Here is a 20,009-nt window from a genome sequence, read left to right as displayed (position 1 = left end):
TCGACGCCGATGATGGTAGCCAGGACCCGCACGCTAGAGCCTTAAAGTACCTTCACGGCACGCCCGATCGCCTGGATCGGCCCGGTCGGTTTGCCGATTGGCGAGCCGTTGGCGCCCTCCAGTGTCAGCTCGAACAACTGGTTTGGTTGCAGTGGCGGCAACTTGTCCAACGGTACCGATAAAGCCTGTCCTGGCTTGACCAGACCCAGCGATACCGGCCCTTGCCAGCCATCAGCCTTGGTCCAGAATTCCAGCGCCTTGTCCGCCGGGACTTCGACCACACCCAGCGGTATCAACTGAATCTCCCGCGAATTGCTCGCCTGGATCACCCAACCCGGAGCCTTGTCCTGCGGCGCGACCAGCACCACCAGAAAGCTTGGTTTCGGCGTGGTCTGGGTCAGCAGGATCGAACCCAATATCAATGTGGCGGCCAATCCGGCCGCGCTTAACCCGCGCCATAGCGGCAGCAGGTTCCACCATGAAGTTGCGGCTGCTTCCCGCGTCAGACGCCCGACACTGCGCTCAATGCGCGGCCACAACTGCGCCGAAGGTTGTTGCGGTTCGGCCAGATCCGTCAGCTCCAGCAGGCGCCGTTCCCAGGCATCCACTGCGGCACGCAGCTCGGGTTCATTCGGCAAGCGCCGTTGTACTTCGCTCCGCTGTTCGGCAGGCAATGTGCCGAGCACATATTCGCCGGCCAGTTCATCGCGTTCCTGTGCCGATTCGCTGGTCATCCCATGCACTCCCGCAAGGCGTTGAGGCTGCGTTTGATCCACGCTTTGACCGTGCCCAGCGGCGTGTCGAGGCGCGCGGCAATCTGCGCGTGGCTGTAACCGTCGACATAGGCATGCAGGATGCAGTGGCGGCGTTGCGGCTCCAGTTGCTCCAGGCAACGGTGGATGCGCGCCGAATGCGCGTGGGCGTCGAAGTCGTCATCATCCGCAGCCACCTCGTGAGCTTCGTCGAATGGTGTTTCCCGGCCGTGATCTCGCAGCAGATTCAGCGCCAGATGCCGGGTCACGCTGAACATCCAGCCACGCGCCGAACCGCGCGCCGGGTCAAACCCCGCCGCACCGTTCCAGATCTTGATAAACGCCTCATGGACAACGTCCTCCGCCAGCGCCGTGTCGCGCACCAGGCGCTTGGCCACGCCGAGCAGACGCGGTCCCTCCTGCACATACAAATCGCGCAGGGCCGACCGCTCGCCACGGGCACAGGCAGCGAGGCGGGCTTCGTAATCGAACGCGGATTCGGCTAAAGGCATGTCGTGCAATCTAGCTCACATTCCCCAAACATCCACACAATCCAATTCCACCCTGTGGGAGCGAGCCTGCTCGCGAAGGCGGCGTGTCAGCCGATACATCCTTCTCTGACCCACCGCCTTCGCGAGCAGGCTCGCTCCCACATTGGATCTCGGTAAGTCCGGAGATCAGTTCGCCGCCCAGAAAATGTAGTCGGCCTGATACTTCACCACTTCCTGCTTGCCCTTGTTCGCCGCTGTGCATTCGCTGCCCGGCGCCACGCCACCCTTGAGTGCGACACGCTGGATGTAACTCACGCCGCTCATCGCGCCCTTGCCTTCAGCGGGATTGGCCTTGACCAGTTGATAAGGCAGGTTGCCCGGAGTCGACGGCGCCACGGCCAGTTGCGTGCCGGTGACTTTCGAACCGTCCTTGGCCTGCCAGGTAGCCGGCGGGCCGAAGTAAGTGCCGACCTGTTTGCCGCTGCGATCATTGAGCACGGCTTTGGGGCCGACGAAGGTCCACTCGGTCTGCCCTGGAGTATTGGCTTTGTCACGGCATTCGTAAGTGATCTCGCCGACCCCGGTGGTTTCCATCGCGATCTTGTGGCCGTCCGGGACTTTGATCGCGTCGGGATAACTGCTTTGGGCGAAGGTTGTCGACGACAGGGCGAGCAAACCGGTGAGGCCAATCAGCTGGGTGATGTTCATCAGTGTTATCTCCGAAAAGGGTAGACCGCTGACAGCCGAAGAGGGCTGTTACAGGGACTACCCGTGACGGAGGCGTTTGGATGCAGTGCCTGAAAAATAAATTTCCAACCCGACAATAACCCCTGTGGGAGCGAGCCTGCTCGCGAAGGCGTCGGGTCAGCCAGCACTTATGTGACTGACACACCGTATTCGCGAGCAGGCTCGCTCCCACAGGGATTTTTATCGGGCTTGAGGCCGGAGGCTTTCAGCAGTTCCTGGGTGTAGGGGTGTTGCGGCGCCGCGAAAATCTCCCGCGACGAACCCTGCTCAACCACCTTGCCATCCTTGATCACCATCAAGTCATGCGCCAACGCATGCACCACCGCCAGATCATGGCTGATAAACAAATAGGTCAGCCCATGCCTGACCTGCAATTGCCGCAACAACTCCACCACCTGCTTCTGCACCGTACGATCCAGCGCCGAAGTCGGTTCATCGAGCAGAATCAGCGCCGGTTCCAGCACCAGTGCGCGGGCGATGGAAATACGCTGGCGCTGCCCGCCGGAAAATTCGTGGGGATAACGATGCCGGCTCTGTGGATCCAGACCGACTTCCTCCAGCACACGAATTACTGCCGCTTCCCGCTCAGCCTCGGTGCCGATACCGTGAGTCAGCAAGCCTTCGGCAATGATCTGCTGCACTGACATCCGTGGGCTGAGGCTGCCGAACGGGTCCTGGAACACCACTTGAATCTGCCGCCGCAACGGCCGCATCAAACGTTGATTGAGCAAGCTCAGTTGCTTGTTACCAAAACGGATATTGCCCTCGGACTCGACCAACCGCAGGATCGCCTGACCCAGCGTCGATTTTCCTGAGCCGGACTCACCAACAATGCCCAAGGTCTTGCCCCGTTGCAGGGTGAAACTCACGCCGTCCACCGCTTTGATGTAATCCTGCTGGCGACTGAACAATGCTTTGGGCAACGGAAACCACACCTTCAAATCATCGACTTCGAGCAGGTTGTGATCATACTCACTCGGCACCGGCCCGCCGCTCGGCTCAGCCTCGATCAACAAGCGACTGTAAGGATGCTGCGGCGCTCGAAACAATGTTTCGCAATCGGCCTCCTCGACAATCTCGCCCTGGCGCATTACGCACACCCGTTGCGCGATGCGCCGCACCAGATTGAGGTCGTGGCTGATCAGCAACAGCGACATGCCAAGGCGTTGCTGCAACTCGATCAGCAGCTCGAGAATCTTCCGCTGCACCGTGACATCCAGCGCCGTAGTCGGCTCATCGGCGATCAACAGTTCCGGCTCGTTGGCCAGCGCCATCGCAATCATTACCCTTTGCCGCTGCCCGCCCGAAAGCTGATGCGGATAGGCTTTCAAACGCTGCAAAGGCTGGCGAATGCCGACCAGTTCCAGCAGCTCCAACGTCCGTTCGCGGGCAGCACGTCCCTTCAAACCCTTGTGAATCTCCAGCACCTCGCTGACTTGCTTTTCCACCGTGTGCAACGGGTTCAAAGAGGTCATCGGCTCCTGGAAAATCATCGCAATGCGGTTGCCGCGCAAGCCGCGCATCTGCTGCTCGCTGGCGTGCAGCAAATCCACGCCGTTGTAGCGGATCGCGCCGCTGCTGCTGCTGACGTTCTTGCCCGGCAGCAATCGCAGGATCGAATGCGCCGTCACCGACTTGCCCGAGCCGGATTCACCGACCAGCGCCAGACACTCGCCACGGCGGATATCCAGGTTCAGACCGTGCACCACTGCCTGCCCGGCGAAGGCCACGCGCAGGTCGCGAATTTCAATCAGGTTGTCGTTCATGTCAGCTCCGGGGATCAAACGCATCTCGGCAAGCCTCACCAATAAAAACCAACAAGGACAGAATCAGTGCCAACGCGAAAAACGCCGTCAGCCCCAGCCACGGCGCTTGCAGATTGCGCTTGGCCTGACCGATCAACTCGCCCAGCGATGCAGTACCCGCCGGCATGCCGAAGCCAAGAAAATCCAGCGCAGTCAGCGTCGCAATCGCACCAGTCAGAATGAACGGCAGGTAGGTGAGGGTGGAGGTCATCGCGTTGGGCAGGATGTGCCGGCACATCAGCTCGTTGTCGGTCAGGCCCAGCGCTCGCGCGGCTTTGACGTATTCCAGATTGCGCCCACGCAGAAACTCGGCGCGCACCACATCGACCAGCGCCAGCCAGGAAAACAGCGCCATGATCCCCAGCAGCCACCAGAAACTCGGCGAGACGAACCCGGACAAAATGATCAGCAAATACAGCACCGGCAAACCTGACCAGATATCCAGTACGCGTTGCCCGAGCAAGTCGACCCAGCCACCGTAATAACCCTGCAACGCCCCGGCGACGATGCCGATCAATGCACTGATGCCGGTAAGGATCAGCGCAAACAGAATCGAAATCCGCGTGCCGAAAATCACCCGCGCCAACACGTCGCGCGCCTGATCATCGGTGCCCAGCCAATTGCTCGAGGACGGCGGACTCGGCGCCGGTTCGCTGAGGTCGTAATTGACCGTGTCGTAGCTGAACGGGATCGGCGGAAACAACATCCAGCCGCCCTGATCCTCAATCAGCTTGTGCACGTAATTGCTGGCGTAATCCGGCTGAAATGGCAGCTCGCCGCCGAAATCGGTTTCCAGATAATCGCTGAGGATCGGGAAGTAGAAAGCGTCGTGGTAACGGATCACCAGCGGCTTGTCATTGGCGATCAGCTCACCGCCCAGACAAATCAGGCACAGACCGATAAACAGCCACAGCGACCAGCGTCCGCGCCGGTTGGCCTTGAACTGCGCTACGCGGCGCTGGCCGAGAGGAGAAAGAGTGAACATCAGGCAGTCCTCGCCGAGAAGTCGATGCGCGGGTCGAGCAGGGTGTAGCAGAGATCGCCGATCAGCTTGATCAACAGGCCGAACAGGGTGAACAGAAAAAGTGCGCCGAACACCACCGGGTAATCCCGCGACACCGCCGCTTCGTAGCTCATGCGCCCGAGGCCGTCGAGGTTGAAGATGGTTTCGATCAGCAGGGAGCCGGCGAAAAACACCTCGATCAGCGCCGACGGCACACCGGCCACCACCAACAACATGGCGTTGCGAAACACATGGCCGTAGAGCACGCGGCGCTCGGTCAGACCCTTGGCCCGCGCGGTGATCACATACTGGCGGCTGATCTCGTTGAGGAAGCTGTTTTTGGTCAGGATCGTCAACGTGGCAAAGCCGCCAATCACCAGTGCCGTCACCGGCAACACCAGGTGCCAGAGGTAGTCGCCAATCTTGCCCAATGTGCTGAGGCTGTCGAAGTTGTCCGACACCAGCCCCTGTACCGGAAACCAGTTGACGTAGCTGCCACCGGCGAACACCACGATCAGCAGAATCGCAAAGAGAAACGCCGGCATCGCATAGCCGATGATGATCGCCGTGCTGCTCCAGACATCAAACGCGCTGCCGTTCTTGATCGCTTTGCGAATGCCCAGCGGAATGGAAATCAGGTAAGTGATCAACGTCGCCCATAGACCCAACGACAGCGACACCGGCAGCTTCTGCACGATCAGATCGGTGACCTTGGCGCCGCGAAAGAAACTGCTGCCCAGATCCAGCTGCGCGTAGTTTTTCAGCATCAACCACAGGCGTTCGTGCATGGGTTTGTCGAAGCCGTAATGGTGTTTGATCTCCTCGATCAGCGCCGGGTCGAGGCCACGGCTGCTGCGCCCGGCACCGCCAACCGCCGCGACCTCGCCACCACCGCCCATGCTGTGCCCGCCGAAGCCTTGCAAGCGGGCGATAGCTTGCTCCACTGGCCCACCCGGTGCGGCCTGCACAATCAGAAAATTCACCACCAGAATGCACAGCAACGTGGGGATGATCAGCAGCAAACGTCGACTCAGATAACGCAGCATGTCACTGGCCCCCCGCAAGCTGAGTGTGCATCTGTTGCGTGGTCAGCGCCTTGGCCGAAACCTCCCACCAGGTGTTGAGGCCTTCGTCGTACGCCGGTTGCACCGGCGGCATGCCGAAGCGGTTCTGATACACCGTTGGCGTGCCTTTGGAGTAATAGTTGGGAATCATGTAGTAACCCCATTGCAGCACCCGGTCGAGGGCGCGGGCGTAATGCACCATGGCTTCGCGGGTGTTGGCCTGGACCAGTCCGTCGATCAGTTGATCGACCGCCGGATCGGCCAGCACCATCGAGTTGGAACTGCCGACTTGCGTGGCACTTTGCGAGGCATACAGGCTGTACAACTCACGGCCGGGAGAGACGATCGGATCGCCGCTGCGCGGGAAACTGGTGACGATCATGTCGTAGTCGCGGGCGTTGAGGCGGTTGACGTATTGCGCCGAATCGATCCGGCGCAAATTGAGGGTGATGCCGATCTGCGCGAGGGTGCGTTTGAACGGCAGCAACATGCGGTCGAAGCCGCCCTGACCGTCGAGAAAGGTGAACTCCAGCGGTTCGCCAGCAGCGTTGACCAGACGATTGTGTTGCGGTGTCCAGCCAGCCTCGGCGAGCAGCTTCAGTGCTTGCAGTTGTTTGTCACGGATGTAGCCGCTGCCATCGGTTTTCGGCGCCTGATAAACCTCGGTGAAGACCTCGTCGGGGATCTGCCCGCGTAGCGGTTCGAGGATCTTCAGTTCTTCAGCGTCGGGCAGGGCGGTGGCGGCCATTTCGCTCTTTGGCCAGAAGCTGTTCTGGCGCACGTAAAAGCCGCGCATCATCTGTTTGTTGGTCCACTCGAAATCCCACAGCAAGCTGATCGCCTGACGCACGCGGCGATCCTGGAAGATCGGGTTCTGCAGGTTGAACACGAAGCCCTGAGCGGCGGTGGGTTTGTCCGGGGCGAGGATCGACTGCTGCAAGCGACCGTCGCGCAACGCCGGGCTGTCATAGCCGACCACGTAACCGGACGAGGAGAACTCGCGGTTGTAGTCGAACGCGCCGGCCTGCAACAGTTGCCGGGCGACGTCGGTGTCGCCGTAGAAATTCACCGTGAGCGTGTCGAAGTTGTACATGCCGCGACTGACCGGCAGGTCTTTGCCCCACCAGTCCGGATCGCGTTGAAAACTGATGCTGCGCCCGGCGTCGACCTTGCTCACCCGGTACGGACCGCTGCCCAGCGGTGGCTCGAAACCGCCGCCATTGGCGAAGTCGCGGGTTTTCCACCAATGCTCGGGGACCACACGCATGGTCGCCAGATCCAGCGCGAGGGTGCGGTTGAGATTGTTCTTGAAGGTGAAACGCACCTGCCGCGGGCCTTCGATCAGCACGTCCTGCACATCGGCGTATTGCTGGCGATAACTCAGGCTGCCCTTGGTCATCAGCAGGTTGAAGGTGTAGCGCACGTCTTCGGCGGTGATCGGCGTGCCGTCGGCGAAGCGTGCTTTTGGATTGAGGGTGAAACGCACCCACAAGCCATCCGGATCGCGCTCGATCTGTTGCGCGACCAATGCGTAAACGGTGTAGGGCTCGTCGAGCGATCGGAACGCCAATGGCGAGTACACCCAGTCGTTGACCTGCACCACGGAAATGCCCTGATCGGCGTACGGGCTGATGTAGTTGTACTGGCCGATTTCCATCGACGCGCGACTGAGTGAACCACCCTTGGGCGCCTTGGGATCAACGAAATCAAAGTGCTGGAAGTTCGCCGGATACTTCGGCGCCTCGCCGTACACCGTCAGCGCATAGCTGCCGCCGGCCAGCGCCGAGGTGCCGGTGCACAGCAGCGCACTGCCCAACAGCAGGCCCGCCATGTTGCGCAAAAAACTCATGAAGTCACTCCTGAAAATCCCTGAAAGTCCACGGACCCAATGTGGGAGCGAGCCTGCTCGCGAAGGCGTCTTGTCAGCCGACATCTCTCTTGCTGATCCACCGCTTTCGCGAGCAGGCTCGCTCCCACAGGGGGGATGTGTTCTGTTTCCGGTTAGAAGTGGTACGTCATGCGCGCAAACAAGGTACGGCCCAGCGGGTCGGTGTAGCGCGGGTCATAGCCGCTCTGGAAGTTGTAAGCCTGGTTGGAGAACGGCGGGTTGCGGTCGAACACGTTCTTCATCCCGGCATCGACATCCAGCACCTTGTTGAAGGTGTAGCCGGCCGACAGGTCCCACACCGAATACGACGCCACGCGCGCGTGGGTGTCGCGGTCGTAGTCGTTGTAACCCGTGGTGAAGCGGTTGGTCAGCGCCGCCCGCGCCGCGCCGAAGGTCCAGCTGCCGGTGAGGTTGTGCTTCCAGCGCGCGATCACGCCGTCACCCTGAAAGTCGCCAACCTTGTCGGTGAACGGGCCCTTGATGGTGCTCTGGAAGTCGTACTCGTCAACATAGGTGCCTTGCAGGCCCAGACCGAACTGACCGTACGGCGTGTTCGGGAAGCGATAGTCGAGCGACACATCGACACCGTTGGTTTCGACGATGCCGAGGTTGGCGTTGCCGGTGACGATGTAGTTAAGCGTGCCGTCGGCGTTGCGCACGAAGCGATCGGGGTAGGAGCCGGCCTGATCAAACACGGTGGATTCCGGGAACGGCTGGATCTGGTTGGAGATGTGAATCCACCAGAAATCCAGACCTACCGAAAGGTTGTTGATCGGCTGATAGACGAAGCCGAGGGTCACGTTGCGTGCCTTCTCCGGGGCCAGGTCTTCGTTGCCGCCAATCTGGTTGAGGAACTGCTGACCGCAATCGCGGCCGCCGTTGCCACCCGGTTGCACCACACCGCCGGTACACAGCACCGGGTCGTTGTAGTAGCCCTGGGTGAAGGTGATGCTGCGCGGTGAATACAGCTCGTACAGCGACGGCGCACGGAAGCCTTCACTGTAAGCGCCACGTACCACCAGCTCTTTCAATGGCTGATAACGGAACGAGTATTTCGGGTTGGTGGTGCTGCCGAAGTCGCTGTATTTGTCGTGACGCACGGCGGCGGACAGTTCAAGGCTGTCGAGCACCGGCACGTTGATTTCCGCGTAGGCGGCTTTCACGCTGCGATCGCCCTCGACGCTGCCGGCCGGGTCGATACCGAGGCTCTGGATGTCGCCAGCGAACGACTCGAAGTCCTGGTGGAATTTCTCTTTGCGGTACTCGCCACCCAGTGCCAGACCGGACGGGCCGGCGCCGAACCAGTCGCCGATTTCACGACTGATACGACCATCGAAACCGGCTACACGGCCCACAGCAGTGGAATAGGCGCCGTGGTACGCCGCATCGTCGATGTACTGCTGACCCGCAGCGGATTGCGGGCCGAACGGGTTGAGCAGACCGCTGGCCAGACCATTGATCATCGCCTGATCGCTGACAAAACCGCTGGTGACGCTGGAAACGATTTTGTTCTGGTTGTACGAGGCGCCGACGTTGTAATCCCAGCCGGCGACCAGACCATCGAAACTGAGCAGGAAGCGCTGGCTGGTGTTCTGGTCTTTCGATTCCCGCGGGCCGGCAGCGGTTTCACGCCAGTTGACGCCGACCGGTTGGGTCGGGTCGAGGGCGAAATCGGTTGGCGCCGGGGTGATGCCGTTGCCGGGATAGTAGGGCGACGAAGAATCGAGGCTCAGACCGGTCAGTGGCGCAGGGCCGATCGCCGTGGCGTTGTTGTTGCGCGACCAGAAGTATTCGAGGTTGACGTTGTGATCGTCGCCAAGCTTGCCGGTGGTCTTGCCGAAGAACGAGGTCTTCTCGGTCTGTGGCACCAGGTCGATGTATTCGCGGGTGCTGAAGCGGCACAAACCGTCGCGGGCGATCAGGTTGGGGCCGTTGCAATTGCTGTTGGCCAACGGGTTAGTGGCGTTGCCGTTCTGACTGTAGTTGCCGGGGAATGCGGTGCCGGAGGTCTGATCGAGACCGCGACCGGGGGCGTAATCGGTGGCGAACGAGCGATCGTTGGCGTCGAGGTTCTGCTGCTTGTTGTAGTTGAACACGCCGAGGACGTTGAAGCGGTCTTCGTCCAGATCGCCGTAGCCCCAACTGGCGCTCATGTCTTTGGTCTGGCCGCCGCCGCTGTGGGTCGGGGTTTCGCCGCCGAGGGTCAACTGGCCGTCGGTCAGGGATTTCTTGGTGATGAAGTTGATCACGCCGCCGATGGCGTCGGTGCCGTACAGGGCCGAGGCGCCGTCACGCAGGACTTCCACGCGTTCGATGGCGGCAAACGGGATCATGTTCAGATCCACCGCGCCGCCGGCCGAGTTGGTTCCCGACAAGGCGTTGTTGGCCAGACGTCGACCGTTGAGCAGCACCAGCGTCTTGTTCGCGCCGATGCCGCGCATGTCGGCGAATGAGGCGCCGCCAGTGGCTGCGCCCACGGAGCCGGCGCTGTTGTTGATCGACTGGCTGCCGGTGATGCGCTGCACCAGTTCGGCGGTGGTGGTCACGCCCTGTTTGCGCAGCTCATCGGCCTTGAGAATGGTGATCGGCACCGCCGTTTCCGCATCGACCCGGCGAATCGCCGAGCCCGTCACTTCGACCCGTTGCAGTTGCGTGGTCGGCGCAACCACCGCCGCTGTTGCCGGGACGCTAGCGTTATCGTCCTCAGCCGCTTGCACGGAGCCGGCGCCCATCCCCATGGCCACCAGATACAACGGAACAAAACGGTGGCGAGAAATCGTTGCCACCAAGGGTTTGAGCGTGAAGCGTGGAGTGTTCATCAGCATGGTTATTTCCGACTTTTTAGACGTTATCGAATTGGCCTTGTGAGCCCCTCATTGCTCCGCTATCGGTGATACCGCGTGCGGAAAACCACTTTCTTCAAGCAAGCCGATCCCCTCCGAAGACGCGTGGCGTTTTTTCGGTCGGCTGATTGCGACAGGATTCAGCGAGCGGTAGTGGGCGCGTCTCTCAAGGCGCGCCCGCCACCGCACTCAGTGGGTGGTCATCACCGAAATCTTGGTGATGCCCGAGCGTTCGATCGACGCCATGGCCTTGGCCACCTGGCCGTAGTTGACGGCGGAGTCGGCCTGTAACTGCACGCGGACTTCGGCGTCCTTGGCCTTGACCTCCTTGAGGCTGGCTTCCAGTGATTCCGGGGCCAACTCGGTCTTGGCCAGATAGAACTTGCCGTCCTGATCGACGCTGACCACCACCGGGTCTTTCTTTTCGGCGGGGGCGACGGCGTCGGTTTTCGGCAGATTCACTTTGATCGCGTTGGTCATCAGCGGCGCGGTGACGATGAACACCACCAGCAACACGAGCATCACGTCGACCAGTGGCGTGACGTTCATTTCGCTGAGCACTTCATCGCTGTCTTGAGTGGAGAACGACATCAGCTGGCCTCCCGCACGGCGGCCGTGGTTTTGCTGGCGATGGCCTGACGGCTGATGGAAAACGCACTGCGCGAGGCGAGGGCGTCAAAGTCGTGGGCGAAGTCATCCATGTCTGCCGAAGCGAGTTTCAAGCGGCGCAGGAAGAAGTTGTAAATCAGCACCGCCGGCACCGCGACGGCGATACCCACGCCGGTGGCGATCAGCGCGTGACCGATCGGCCCAGCCACTGCTTCAAGGCTGGCCGAACCGGTTTCGCCGATGCTTTTCAGCGCTTCCATGATGCCCCACACGGTGCCGAACAAACCAATGAACGGCGCGGTGCTGCCGATACTGGCGAGGATCGCCTGGCCGTTTTCCAGCGAGCGGCGTTCCTTCTGGATCTGCTGGCGCAGGTTGCGTTCCAGGCGATCCGAACGGTTGATGGTGTGCGCCAATTGCTGGGTGGTGCGCGGCGAATCTTCCACCAGCAGCGCTTCGAAACCGCTGCTGGCGATGCGCGCCAGCGAGCCCGGATACTGGCTGGCGTGTTCGGCGGCGGTAAGCAGATCCGGCGCGCCCCAAAAGGCCTTGGTGAATTGTTTGTTCTGCGCTTTCTGCCGCAGGTACTGCGCCGACTTGACCAGCAGAATCGCCCAACTGACCACGGAAAACAGCACCAGGCCCCAGAGGACACCGGGGACAATCATCGAAGACAAATCGTTCATGGTTACACCTCGCTTGCGTTATTCGGTTGTGCGTTGATTGAGCGTTCGGTTATTGCGGCAATTTGAAATCGATGGTCTGGGTGGCGAAGCCGTCGATCGGCGTCTCACCGCGTTTGGCCGGAATAAATTTCCAGTTCTTCACGGCGGCAACAGCCGCGTCATCCAGTTGCGGTTTGCCGCTGGATTTGGTCACCGTCACCGAGCCGGCGCGACCGTTGGCCAGTACCTGAATGCGCAGCACCACGCTGCCTTCCCAGTTGCGCCGCAGGGCCAGCGACGGGTATTCCGGCGGCGGGTTGCCGAGGCTGGCGAGGCCCGAGATCGCTGCTGATTCCTTGACCGGACCCGGCGCAGCGGCAGGGGACGGCGGTGCGCTCGGTGTCGCCGGTGCAGCAGGAGCGGCCGGTTGTGCCGGGGCGGGTGGGGCTTTCGGCGGCTCGACCTTTTTCACCGGTTTCGGCTTCTCGACCGGTTTCGGTTTTTCGATCGGCTTGGGTTTCTCCACCGGTTTCGGCGGTGGCTTGACCGCGTCCTCGTCTTCCACCGGTTGCTCAGGTTCCGGCGGCGGTGGCGGAGGAGGCGGCGGTGGTGGTTCCGGGGTGGGTGGTGCCGGTGGCGTCGGGCTGGTCAGCTCGACGGTCATTTCCGGAATCTGCGGTGGCGTTGGCAATGGCTCTGTTTTGGATTGCTGGAGAAACCACCAGGCGCCGCCATGTATCAGCGCCGACACAGCGACCAGCAACACCATTTGCTGTTTATTCAGACTGCCGGGTTGCGAGGTATTGGCTTTAAATGCCGGCCTGCCCGGTGGCGGCGGGACTGGCGCTTCCCGCAACGGCCCCGGCAGGGTTCTGTGCTTTACCGCATCGTTCATTAAAGCTCCCTCGGGTTGATGAAGGGCAATAAGGTGCCGTCCGAACATCCAGGGGATATTCGAGTGGGTGGGTGCAACTTTCTTCAAGGTGTGCAGAAGCCGATAGTTCAACTATCTGGTTAACAAGGCTTGTGCAAACTTACTGGCTTAGCGCCATCGACTTCGAGTGTTCATTGGCCATTCCCTGGTTGTTCTTCTATTGCGTGAGCGCACTGTCGGTGTCTCATGCTTGTTACATATTGCAACCGTTGTGCCAGATGTTGCCGAAATGTAGATCGGTTATTTCATGAGTGTTACCCATGTCGCATTTATATAAGTTTTGACATCGCCGTGGTTTTTCTCCGGCGTACGGATTCCCGTTACTCCGGTTAACGGAGCTTTTTCAGAGGCGAGTCAGGCTTTACGCGGTATCCCGCGAAATGGCGGGATAGAGCGGCGTCGTGACTTGCGGCCTGGGCACTTGCTGGTGCGCGGCGGACTGATTTGGTGCGGGCCAATGTTTTAGCGGGTCACGGCGTATGTTCCTTGTTCTTGTTTAAATGAAATCAATGTTTGCTGTGTGTTTAGTCCAAGTCGCTGGAGCTGTTTTGGTGCACTTGTAAAATCGCTGGAAGTTATTGTTCGACAATCCTGCTTGTGTTCATTTAGTACGTTGGTTGTGCAATAACTTTGTGAGTTGTATTTAAAAAATAAATAGCACGCCATTGCCGGCGAATAAGTCATTGCCGATCACAGGGCGCGGTCGTGGAGTCAGGTAATAAAGTAAAGGCGTTGGTCGCCGGGACTGTTCGAATGAACTCGGCGTTGTGCACAAAGAGGTGAGCAGAGGTTGATGCGGCAGAGCGTTTGAAGATTCACGCGGTGAACTCCTTGTTGCCAGCTCGGATACGCGAACTTTTGGTTCGGTATCGCACCTTACAAGAACGCGGATAGCGTTCGATGATTGCTCTTGGTGCGGGATGGGCACCGCCAGCGCTGTTTTGCGAGGTTTGAATTCGCCAGTCGCGAGTGCATGGGAAAACCGTGCCAAAACCGATACACAGGCAGATTATTTCTACACCCGCGCTACAGCCATCTACCCTGTGGCAATGGTCTTTTCGGGGGGATTGGATATGTACCAGCTCTACGGGCACAGAAACTCAGGCGCCGCCGCCATCGAAGCGGCGCTGGAGCTGTGCCAGATCGCTTACCGTTTCATTGATATCGAAGCCAGCACCGAAGCCGCCGAGGCGCTGGCCCAGCTCAATCCACTCAAGCAGATACCGACCTTGCAACTGCCCGACGGCAGCGCCATCACCGAAAGCGCGGCGATCCTGATTCATCTGGGCCTGACGTTTCCCAAGTCCGGCCTGCTGCCCGCCAAGCCGAATGATCGTGATCAGGCGATTCGCGGCCTGGTCTACATCGTCAGCAATTGCTACGCAGCGATCGGCGTCATTGATTATCCGGAGCGCTGGCTGCTGATGCCTGACGAAGCCTCGCGGCAGAACCTGGTGGCCGGTGCGCGCGAGCGTTTGCACTGGAGTTGGGAGGTGTTCGCCGACCAGTTTTCTGCCGAGCTGTATCTGGATGACGAAACGCCGGGGGCGCTGGATGTGCTCGCGGCAGTAGTGACGCGCTGGGCGGGCAGCCGCGAGCATTTGCGCCAGACGCGGCCGGGGTTTTATGCGTGGTTGCAGCGGATAGACCGGCATCCAGTGCTGGCGCCGGTGTTTGCCCGGCATTGGCCGTCCTGAATTCACCACAAAACCAAATGTGGGAGCGAGCCTGCTCGCGAAAGCGTCTTGTCAGTCGCAGCATTTTTACTGACAGACCGCTTTCGCGAGCAGGCTCGCTCCCACAGGGGATTGGGGGGGTGTTGAGGGATTTATTCCCCGCGAATGTACTGTTCCAGCTGTTTGATCAGCTCCGCCTGCTCGGCAATCGCTTCCTTGACCAGGTCGCCGATCGACAGCAAACCGATCAACTTGCCGTTCTCGACCACCGGCAAGTGGCGCAGGCGTTTGTCCGACATGATGCCCAGGCAGGTGTCGACGGTTTGATGGGTGTCGACGGTGATCACGTTCGCCACCATGATGTCGCGCACCGGTGTGCCCACGGATGAGCGGCCATGCAGCACCAGTTTGCGCGCGTAATCGCGTTCGCTGATGATGCCGACCACTTTTTCGTCTTCGACCACCAGCAAGGCGCCGACGTTTTTCTCGGCCATCTTCATCAGCGCTTCGAGCACCATGTGATCGGGTTTGATCTGGTGCACTTCCTGATTCTTCTGATCTTTGAGCTTGAGCAGTTGGGCGACGGTCTTCATGGTGGTTACTCAGGTGTTGTCGTTGTTATCCAAGCATCGTAGACGCAAGCGCGCAGGGCAAGGTGGCAAAGCGGCAGATAACACGCAAAAAACGTCATTTGCCGGTTTTTTCCGTGGTTGGCGCCGATTTATCGTCAGGGTCATCCCAGGCAATGCCGCGTAGAATGCCTCTCTGATTCAATTCCTGAGGTTGCAGTGGTGGATTTACCGCAGGGCTTCGTCCTGACCCGGCATTGGCGCGATACTCCGGCCGGCACCGAAGTCGAGTTCTGGCTGGCGACCGACGCCGGGCCGCGCCGTGTGCGCCTGCCGCATCAGCCGTCGGTGGCGTTTATCCCCGCCGAGCAGCGCGAAGCGGCCGAACGCCTGCTGCACGACGAAAAGAACGTCGAACTGCGCCCACTGGCCCTGCAGGATTTCGAGCATCGCCCGGTGCTTGGTCTGTATTGCCAGCAACACGGCCAATTGATGCGCCTGGAAACCGCGCTCAACCGCAACAGTGTCGACGTCTACGAAGCCGATGTGCGCCCGCCGGAACGCTATCTGATGGAGCGCTTTATCACCGCGCCGGTGCGGTTCAGCGGCACGCCCGATGCTGACGGCGTATTGCTCAACGCCCAGCTCAAATCTGACCCCGATTATCGACCGAAGCTGCGCCTGGTCTCGCTCGACATCGAAACCACCGAAACCGGCGAGTTGTATTCGATCGCCCTCGAAGGTTGCGGCGAGCGTCAGGTGTACATGCTCGGCGCGCCGAACGGCGATGACAGCATCGTCGACTTCGACCTCGAATACTGCGACTCACGCGCGGTCATTCTGAAGAAACTCAACGACTGGTTCGCCCGTCACGACCCCGACGCGATCATCGGCTGGAACGTCGTGCAGTTCGATTTGCGCATCCTCCACGAACACGCACGGCGCCTCGGTGTGCCGCTGAAAATCGGCCGTGGCGGCGAAGAGATGCAATGGCGCGAACACGGCAGCCGCAATCACTACTTCGCTTCGGCGGCGGGGCGGCTGATCATCGACGGTATCGAGTCCCTACGCTCGGCGACCTGGAGTTTCCCGTCGTTCAGCCTGGAAAACGTCGCCCAGACGTTGCTCGGCGAAGGCAAGTCCATCGACAACCCCTACCAGCGCATGGACGAAATCAACCGCATGTTCGCCGAGGACAAACCGGCGCTGGCCAAGTACAACCTCAAGGACTGCGAACTGGTCACGCGGATCTTCGCCAAGACCGAGTTACTGACCTTTCTGCTGGAGCGCGCCAGCGTCACCGGTTTGCCGGCAGACCGCAGCGGCGGCTCGGTGGCGGCGTTCACCCATCTGTATATGCCGTTGATGCACCGACAGGGTTTTGTCGCGCCGAACCTCGGCACCAATCCGCCGCAGGCCAGCCCCGGCGGATTTGTCATGGACTCGCAACCGGGCCTGTATGAGTCGGTGCTGGTTCTCGATTACAAGAGCCTTTATCCATCGATCATTCGCACCTTTCTGATCGACCCGGTCGGCCTGATCGAAGGCCTGCAACACCCGGACGACGCCGACTCGGTGCCGGGTTTCCGTGGCGCCCGATTCTCGCGCACCCGGCATTGCCTGCCGTCGATCGTTTCGCGGGTGGCCGAAGGTCGGGAGACTGCCAAACGTGAACACAACGCGCCGCTGTCGCAGGCACTGAAAATCATCATGAACGCCTTCTACGGCGTACTCGGTTCCAGCGGTTGTCGCTTCTTCGATACGCGGCTGGCCTCATCGATCACCCTGCGCGGTCACGAGATCATGCTGCGCACGCGCAAGCTGATCGAAGATCAGGGCCACGCGGTGATCTACGGCGACACCGACTCGACCTTCGTCTGGCTGCGTCGTCCGCATGGGCAGGAAGAGGCGGCGGCCATCGGTCATGCGCTGGTCAAGCACGTCAACGACTGGTGGCGCGAGCATGTGCGTGATGAATATGGCCTGGAAAGCGCCCTCGAACTGCAATTCGAAATTCACTACAAACGCTTTCTGATGCCGACCATTCGCGGCGCGGAGGAGGGCAGCAAAAAACGTTATGCCGGCCTCGTCACCCGCGCCGACGGCAGCGATGAAATGGTCTACAAAGGCCTGGAAACCGTGCGCACCGACTGGTCGTTGCTGGCCCGGCAATTCCAGCAGGAGCTCTACGAGCGGATTTTCCAGCGCAAGCCGTATCAGGATTACGTGCGCGACTACGTGCGTAAAACCCTCGCCGGTGAATTCGACGATCGCCTGGTCTACCGCAAGCGCCTGCGACGCACTCTCGACGATTACGAACGCAACGTACCGCCCCACGTGCGCGCCGCACGGCTGGCCGACGATTACAACGCGCAACACGGGCGACCACGGCAGTATCAGAATGGCGGCTGGATCAGCTACGTCATCACTCTGGCCGGTCCCGAACCGCTGGAAGTGCGCCGCGCCGCCATCGACTACGACCACTACATCACCCGGCAACTGCAACCGGTGGCGGATGCTATTCTGCCGTTTGTCGACGACGATTTCTCAACCCTGATCGGGGGGCAGTTGGGCCTGTTTTGAGTCGAGCAATTGCAGCGTCCACTCGTCGAGAATACCGTGGAAGTAGCGTTCCAACGCCTGATTGAACACGCTGTCTTCAGCGCAAAACTGAGCAAACAGCGTCATCGATGAATGGAATTTCAGGTCATCGGGATGGCCGAATATCTCCGCGATCGAGCGCTGTTGCACCTTCAGCACTAATTGCGTGCAAGTACGCAGGCGTGCGCCGAGCAGCTCGTGAGCCAGATACGCCCGGGCTTCCTCGGCCGAACCGATGGCGAAGCGCCGGGACATTTCACTGCCGCCCAGACCGGCGAACTGCGGGAAGACAAACCACATCCAGTGGCTGCGCTTGCGGCCCTCATCGAGTTCGCGTTGCACGCGCTCGAATACCGAATCCTGGGCCTGGACAAAACGTTGCAGGTTGAACGGGTCGTACTGATCAGTGCTTCTCATCGCGAAGCCCTCGCCAGCCGCTGGCTCAAACCATGGCCAGCCGCTGCTTGCGTTGTGGCGCTTGAAACGCCTGGTCCAGCGCCGCCAGATCCCCGGCCTCCAGTTGCAGTTGCGCGGCTTGTGCATTGAGTTGCACGTGTTCCGGCCGCACAGCCTTGGGAATCGCAATCACACCATCCTGACGCAGAATCCACGCCAGCGAAACCTGCGCGGGGGTTACACCATGACGAGCGGCAATCTCATTCAGCACCGGTTCAGCCAGCATCGCGCCGCCCTGGCCAATCGGACAGTAGGCCATCAGCGGCATGCGCTGGTGTTGGCACCACGGCAGCAGGTCGAATTCGATACCGCGCTCTTCGAGGTTGTAGAGCACCTGATTGGTCGCGCAGACGGAACTGGAGAGTTCTTCGAGATCGTCGACATCGAAATTCGACACACCCCAGCGGCCGATCTTGCCGTCCTCGCGCAGGCGTTCGAAGGCCTCGACGGTTTCTTCCAGCGGATACTGGCCGCGCCAATGCAACAGATAGAGGTCGATGTAATCGGTGTCGAGCCGGCGCAGACTGCGCTCGCAGGCCTGCGGGATACCTTTGCGGCTGGCGTTGTGCGGGTAGACCTTGCTCACCAGAAACACCTGATCGCGCAGGCCGGCGATGGCCTCGCCAACCAAGCTTTCGGCACCGCCCTCGGCGTACATTTCCGCCGTGTCGATCAGGGTCATGCCCAGCTCGATCCCCGTGCGCAGCGCCGCCACTTCACGCTTGTGCGCCGAGCGGTCTTCGCCCATGCGCCAGGTGCCTTGGCCAATGATCGGAACCTGGACGCCGGCCAGTTCGAGGGTACGCATGCAAACCTCCTTGCTGAATGTGTCGGTACCTTTTAGTGGGCAGCAGGATAGCTCAGGGGTTCAAAAAGCAAAGAGATCGCGGCCTTCGGCAGCGCTTTCCTTATGGGTACCGGTTTCCCATGTAGGAGCTGCCGAAGGCTGCGATCTTTTGATCTGGCGCTCTTCTTTATCCATCCACGGGCAAGTGCGCAAGAAGTTGCGCAGTGCCTTACCAGTTTTCACCCGGGTAAGTTTCTACAGGCCGCGTAGCTCGTGCCCTTCAGCCAAGTGCGCAACTTCTTGCACACCACTGCGCAAGAAGTTGCGCACTTTCCCTTGTTTTTCATTGGCTTGATCACAGGAAAAGATCAGTCGATGAGCTCGGGGCCTTGATCTGTATGGGTTGCATAAAAGCTGGCATGAACTTTGATGGCGCATAGCCATCCTTTTCAGGCAATGGTGCCTGAGAGGTATGTCTTTCAAGCAAGGAGAGCACCCCATGGCAACACCAGCGTACATGTCGGTTACCGGCGAAAAACAAGGCCTGATCACTGCAGGCGCTTTCACCGCTGACTCCGTAGGCAACACCTACCAGGAAGGCCACGAAGACCAGGTCATGGTGCAGGCTTTCACCCACGACGTAATCATCCCGCGTGACCCACAGTCCGGTCAGCCAACCGGTCAGCGCGTGCACAAGCCAGTGGTGATCACCAAGGTCTACGACAAGGCTTCGCCTCTGCTGCAAGCGGCGCTGACTTCCGGCGAGCGCATGAGCGAAATCGTTATCCAGTGGTTCCGTACTTCTGCTCAAGGTACCCAAGAGCACTACTACACCACCAAACTGGAAGACGCGATCATCGTCGCCATCAACAACAAAATGCACAACTGCCAGGATCCAGGCAACGCGCACTTCACCCACCTGGAAGAAGTGCAGTTCACCTACCGCAAAATCACCTGGACCCACGAAGTCTCCGGTACTTCGGGTTCCGATGACTGGCGTGCTCCAGTCGTTTAATCGCGGCTGATGGTTGTACCGCCCCGATCGGCATGACTGGTCGGGGCGGATTCACTTCTAAAGAATTTTTTGCCAATAGCCCCTTGAGGGCTGTTGCGCGTCGC

General features: G+C 60.3%; 17 protein-coding genes. 3 read left to right on the top strand and 14 right to left on the bottom strand.

The window, feature by feature from the left end; translation table 11 throughout:
- Positions 1–41: 41 nt before the first annotated feature.
- The 11 genes from HU718_RS20095 to HU718_RS20045 form a co-directional block, all read right to left on the bottom strand.
- Positions 42–734, bottom strand: a complete 693-nt coding sequence (locus HU718_RS20095) for an anti-sigma factor (protein WP_150709078.1) — start codon at positions 732–734, stop codon at positions 42–44.
- Positions 731–1,264, bottom strand: a complete 534-nt coding sequence (locus HU718_RS20090; RefSeq protein ID WP_150709077.1) for a sigma-70 family RNA polymerase sigma factor — start codon at positions 1,262–1,264, stop codon at positions 731–733. Before HU718_RS20090 ends, HU718_RS20095 begins: the two co-directional genes overlap by 4 nt.
- Before the next feature lie 165 nt (positions 1,265–1,429).
- A complete protein-coding gene (locus tag HU718_RS20085; RefSeq protein WP_034154625.1) occupies positions 1,430–1,951 on the bottom strand; it encodes a DUF3455 domain-containing protein in 522 nt (173 codons plus the stop codon).
- Between the two features lie 167 nt (positions 1,952–2,118).
- Complete coding sequence (locus HU718_RS20080) at positions 2,119–3,756, bottom strand: ABC transporter ATP-binding protein (RefSeq protein ID WP_186616665.1); 1,638 nt, start codon at positions 3,754–3,756, stop codon at positions 2,119–2,121.
- A gap of 1 nt (position 3,757) precedes the next feature.
- Complete coding sequence (locus HU718_RS20075) at positions 3,758–4,780, bottom strand: ABC transporter permease (protein WP_186616664.1); 1,023 nt, start codon at positions 4,778–4,780, stop codon at positions 3,758–3,760.
- A complete protein-coding gene (locus HU718_RS20070; RefSeq protein ID WP_150795791.1) occupies positions 4,780–5,844 on the bottom strand; it encodes a microcin C ABC transporter permease YejB in 1,065 nt (354 codons plus the stop codon). The genes HU718_RS20075 and HU718_RS20070 overlap by 1 nt, the downstream gene beginning before the upstream one ends.
- A gap of 1 nt (position 5,845) precedes the next feature.
- Complete coding sequence (locus HU718_RS20065; protein WP_186616663.1) at positions 5,846–7,711, bottom strand: extracellular solute-binding protein; 1,866 nt, start codon at positions 7,709–7,711, stop codon at positions 5,846–5,848.
- A 152-nt stretch (positions 7,712–7,863) separates the two neighbouring features.
- Positions 7,864–10,575 carry a TonB-dependent receptor gene (locus tag HU718_RS20060; protein WP_186616662.1) on the bottom strand — a complete coding sequence of 904 codons (2,712 nt, stop codon included), beginning with the start codon at positions 10,573–10,575 and terminating at the stop codon, positions 7,864–7,866.
- Positions 10,576–10,782: 207 nt separating this feature from the next.
- The gene (locus HU718_RS20055) at positions 10,783–11,184 is read right to left on the bottom strand and encodes an ExbD/TolR family protein (protein WP_007918272.1); all 402 of its coding nucleotides are present in this window, start codon (positions 11,182–11,184) and stop codon (positions 10,783–10,785) included.
- Positions 11,184–11,870: a MotA/TolQ/ExbB proton channel family protein gene (locus HU718_RS20050; protein ID WP_371857975.1), complete on the bottom strand. Its 687-nt coding sequence runs from the start codon at positions 11,868–11,870 to the stop codon at positions 11,184–11,186. The genes HU718_RS20055 and HU718_RS20050 overlap by 1 nt, the downstream gene beginning before the upstream one ends.
- 67 nt (positions 11,871–11,937) lie before the next feature.
- Positions 11,938–12,762, bottom strand: a complete 825-nt coding sequence (locus HU718_RS20045) for an energy transducer TonB (protein ID WP_186616661.1) — start codon at positions 12,760–12,762, stop codon at positions 11,938–11,940.
- Positions 12,763–13,874: 1,112 nt separating this feature from the next.
- Between HU718_RS20045 and HU718_RS20040 the strand changes: the two genes are divergently transcribed.
- Positions 13,875–14,498: a glutathione S-transferase gene (locus HU718_RS20040; RefSeq protein ID WP_186616660.1), complete on the top strand. Its 624-nt coding sequence runs from the start codon at positions 13,875–13,877 to the stop codon at positions 14,496–14,498.
- 131 nt (positions 14,499–14,629) lie between these two features.
- Here the strand turns inward: HU718_RS20040 and HU718_RS20035 are convergent, their stop codons facing one another.
- Complete coding sequence (locus HU718_RS20035; protein WP_007918278.1) at positions 14,630–15,070, bottom strand: CBS domain-containing protein; 441 nt, start codon at positions 15,068–15,070, stop codon at positions 14,630–14,632.
- 198 nt (positions 15,071–15,268) lie between these two features.
- Here HU718_RS20035 and HU718_RS20030 point away from each other — a divergent pair, with 198 nt between their 5' ends.
- On the top strand, positions 15,269–17,629 hold the full coding sequence (locus tag HU718_RS20030; RefSeq protein WP_186616659.1) for a DNA polymerase II: 2,361 nt from the start codon (positions 15,269–15,271) through the stop codon (positions 17,627–17,629).
- Here the strand turns inward: HU718_RS20030 and HU718_RS20025 are convergent.
- Positions 17,594–18,064: a DUF1810 domain-containing protein gene (locus HU718_RS20025; RefSeq protein ID WP_186616658.1), complete on the bottom strand. Its 471-nt coding sequence runs from the start codon at positions 18,062–18,064 to the stop codon at positions 17,594–17,596. The two genes, HU718_RS20030 and HU718_RS20025, sit on opposite strands and share 36 nt — an antisense overlap.
- A 25-nt stretch (positions 18,065–18,089) precedes the next feature.
- The gene (locus HU718_RS20020) at positions 18,090–18,911 is read right to left on the bottom strand and encodes an aldo/keto reductase (RefSeq protein ID WP_186616657.1); all 822 of its coding nucleotides are present in this window, start codon (positions 18,909–18,911) and stop codon (positions 18,090–18,092) included.
- 478 nt (positions 18,912–19,389) lie between these two features.
- Here HU718_RS20020 and HU718_RS20015 point away from each other — a divergent pair, with 478 nt between their 5' ends.
- Positions 19,390–19,905 carry an Hcp family type VI secretion system effector gene (locus HU718_RS20015; RefSeq protein ID WP_016983993.1) on the top strand — a complete coding sequence of 172 codons (516 nt, stop codon included), beginning with the start codon at positions 19,390–19,392 and terminating at the stop codon, positions 19,903–19,905.
- The last annotated feature ends 104 nt before the right edge of the window (positions 19,906–20,009 follow it).

Source organism: Pseudomonas tensinigenes, from assembly GCF_014268445.2.
Classification (GTDB): Bacteria; Pseudomonadota; Gammaproteobacteria; order Pseudomonadales; family Pseudomonadaceae; genus Aquipseudomonas; species Aquipseudomonas tensinigenes.
This window is presented reverse-complemented; position numbering and strand designations above follow the sequence as displayed.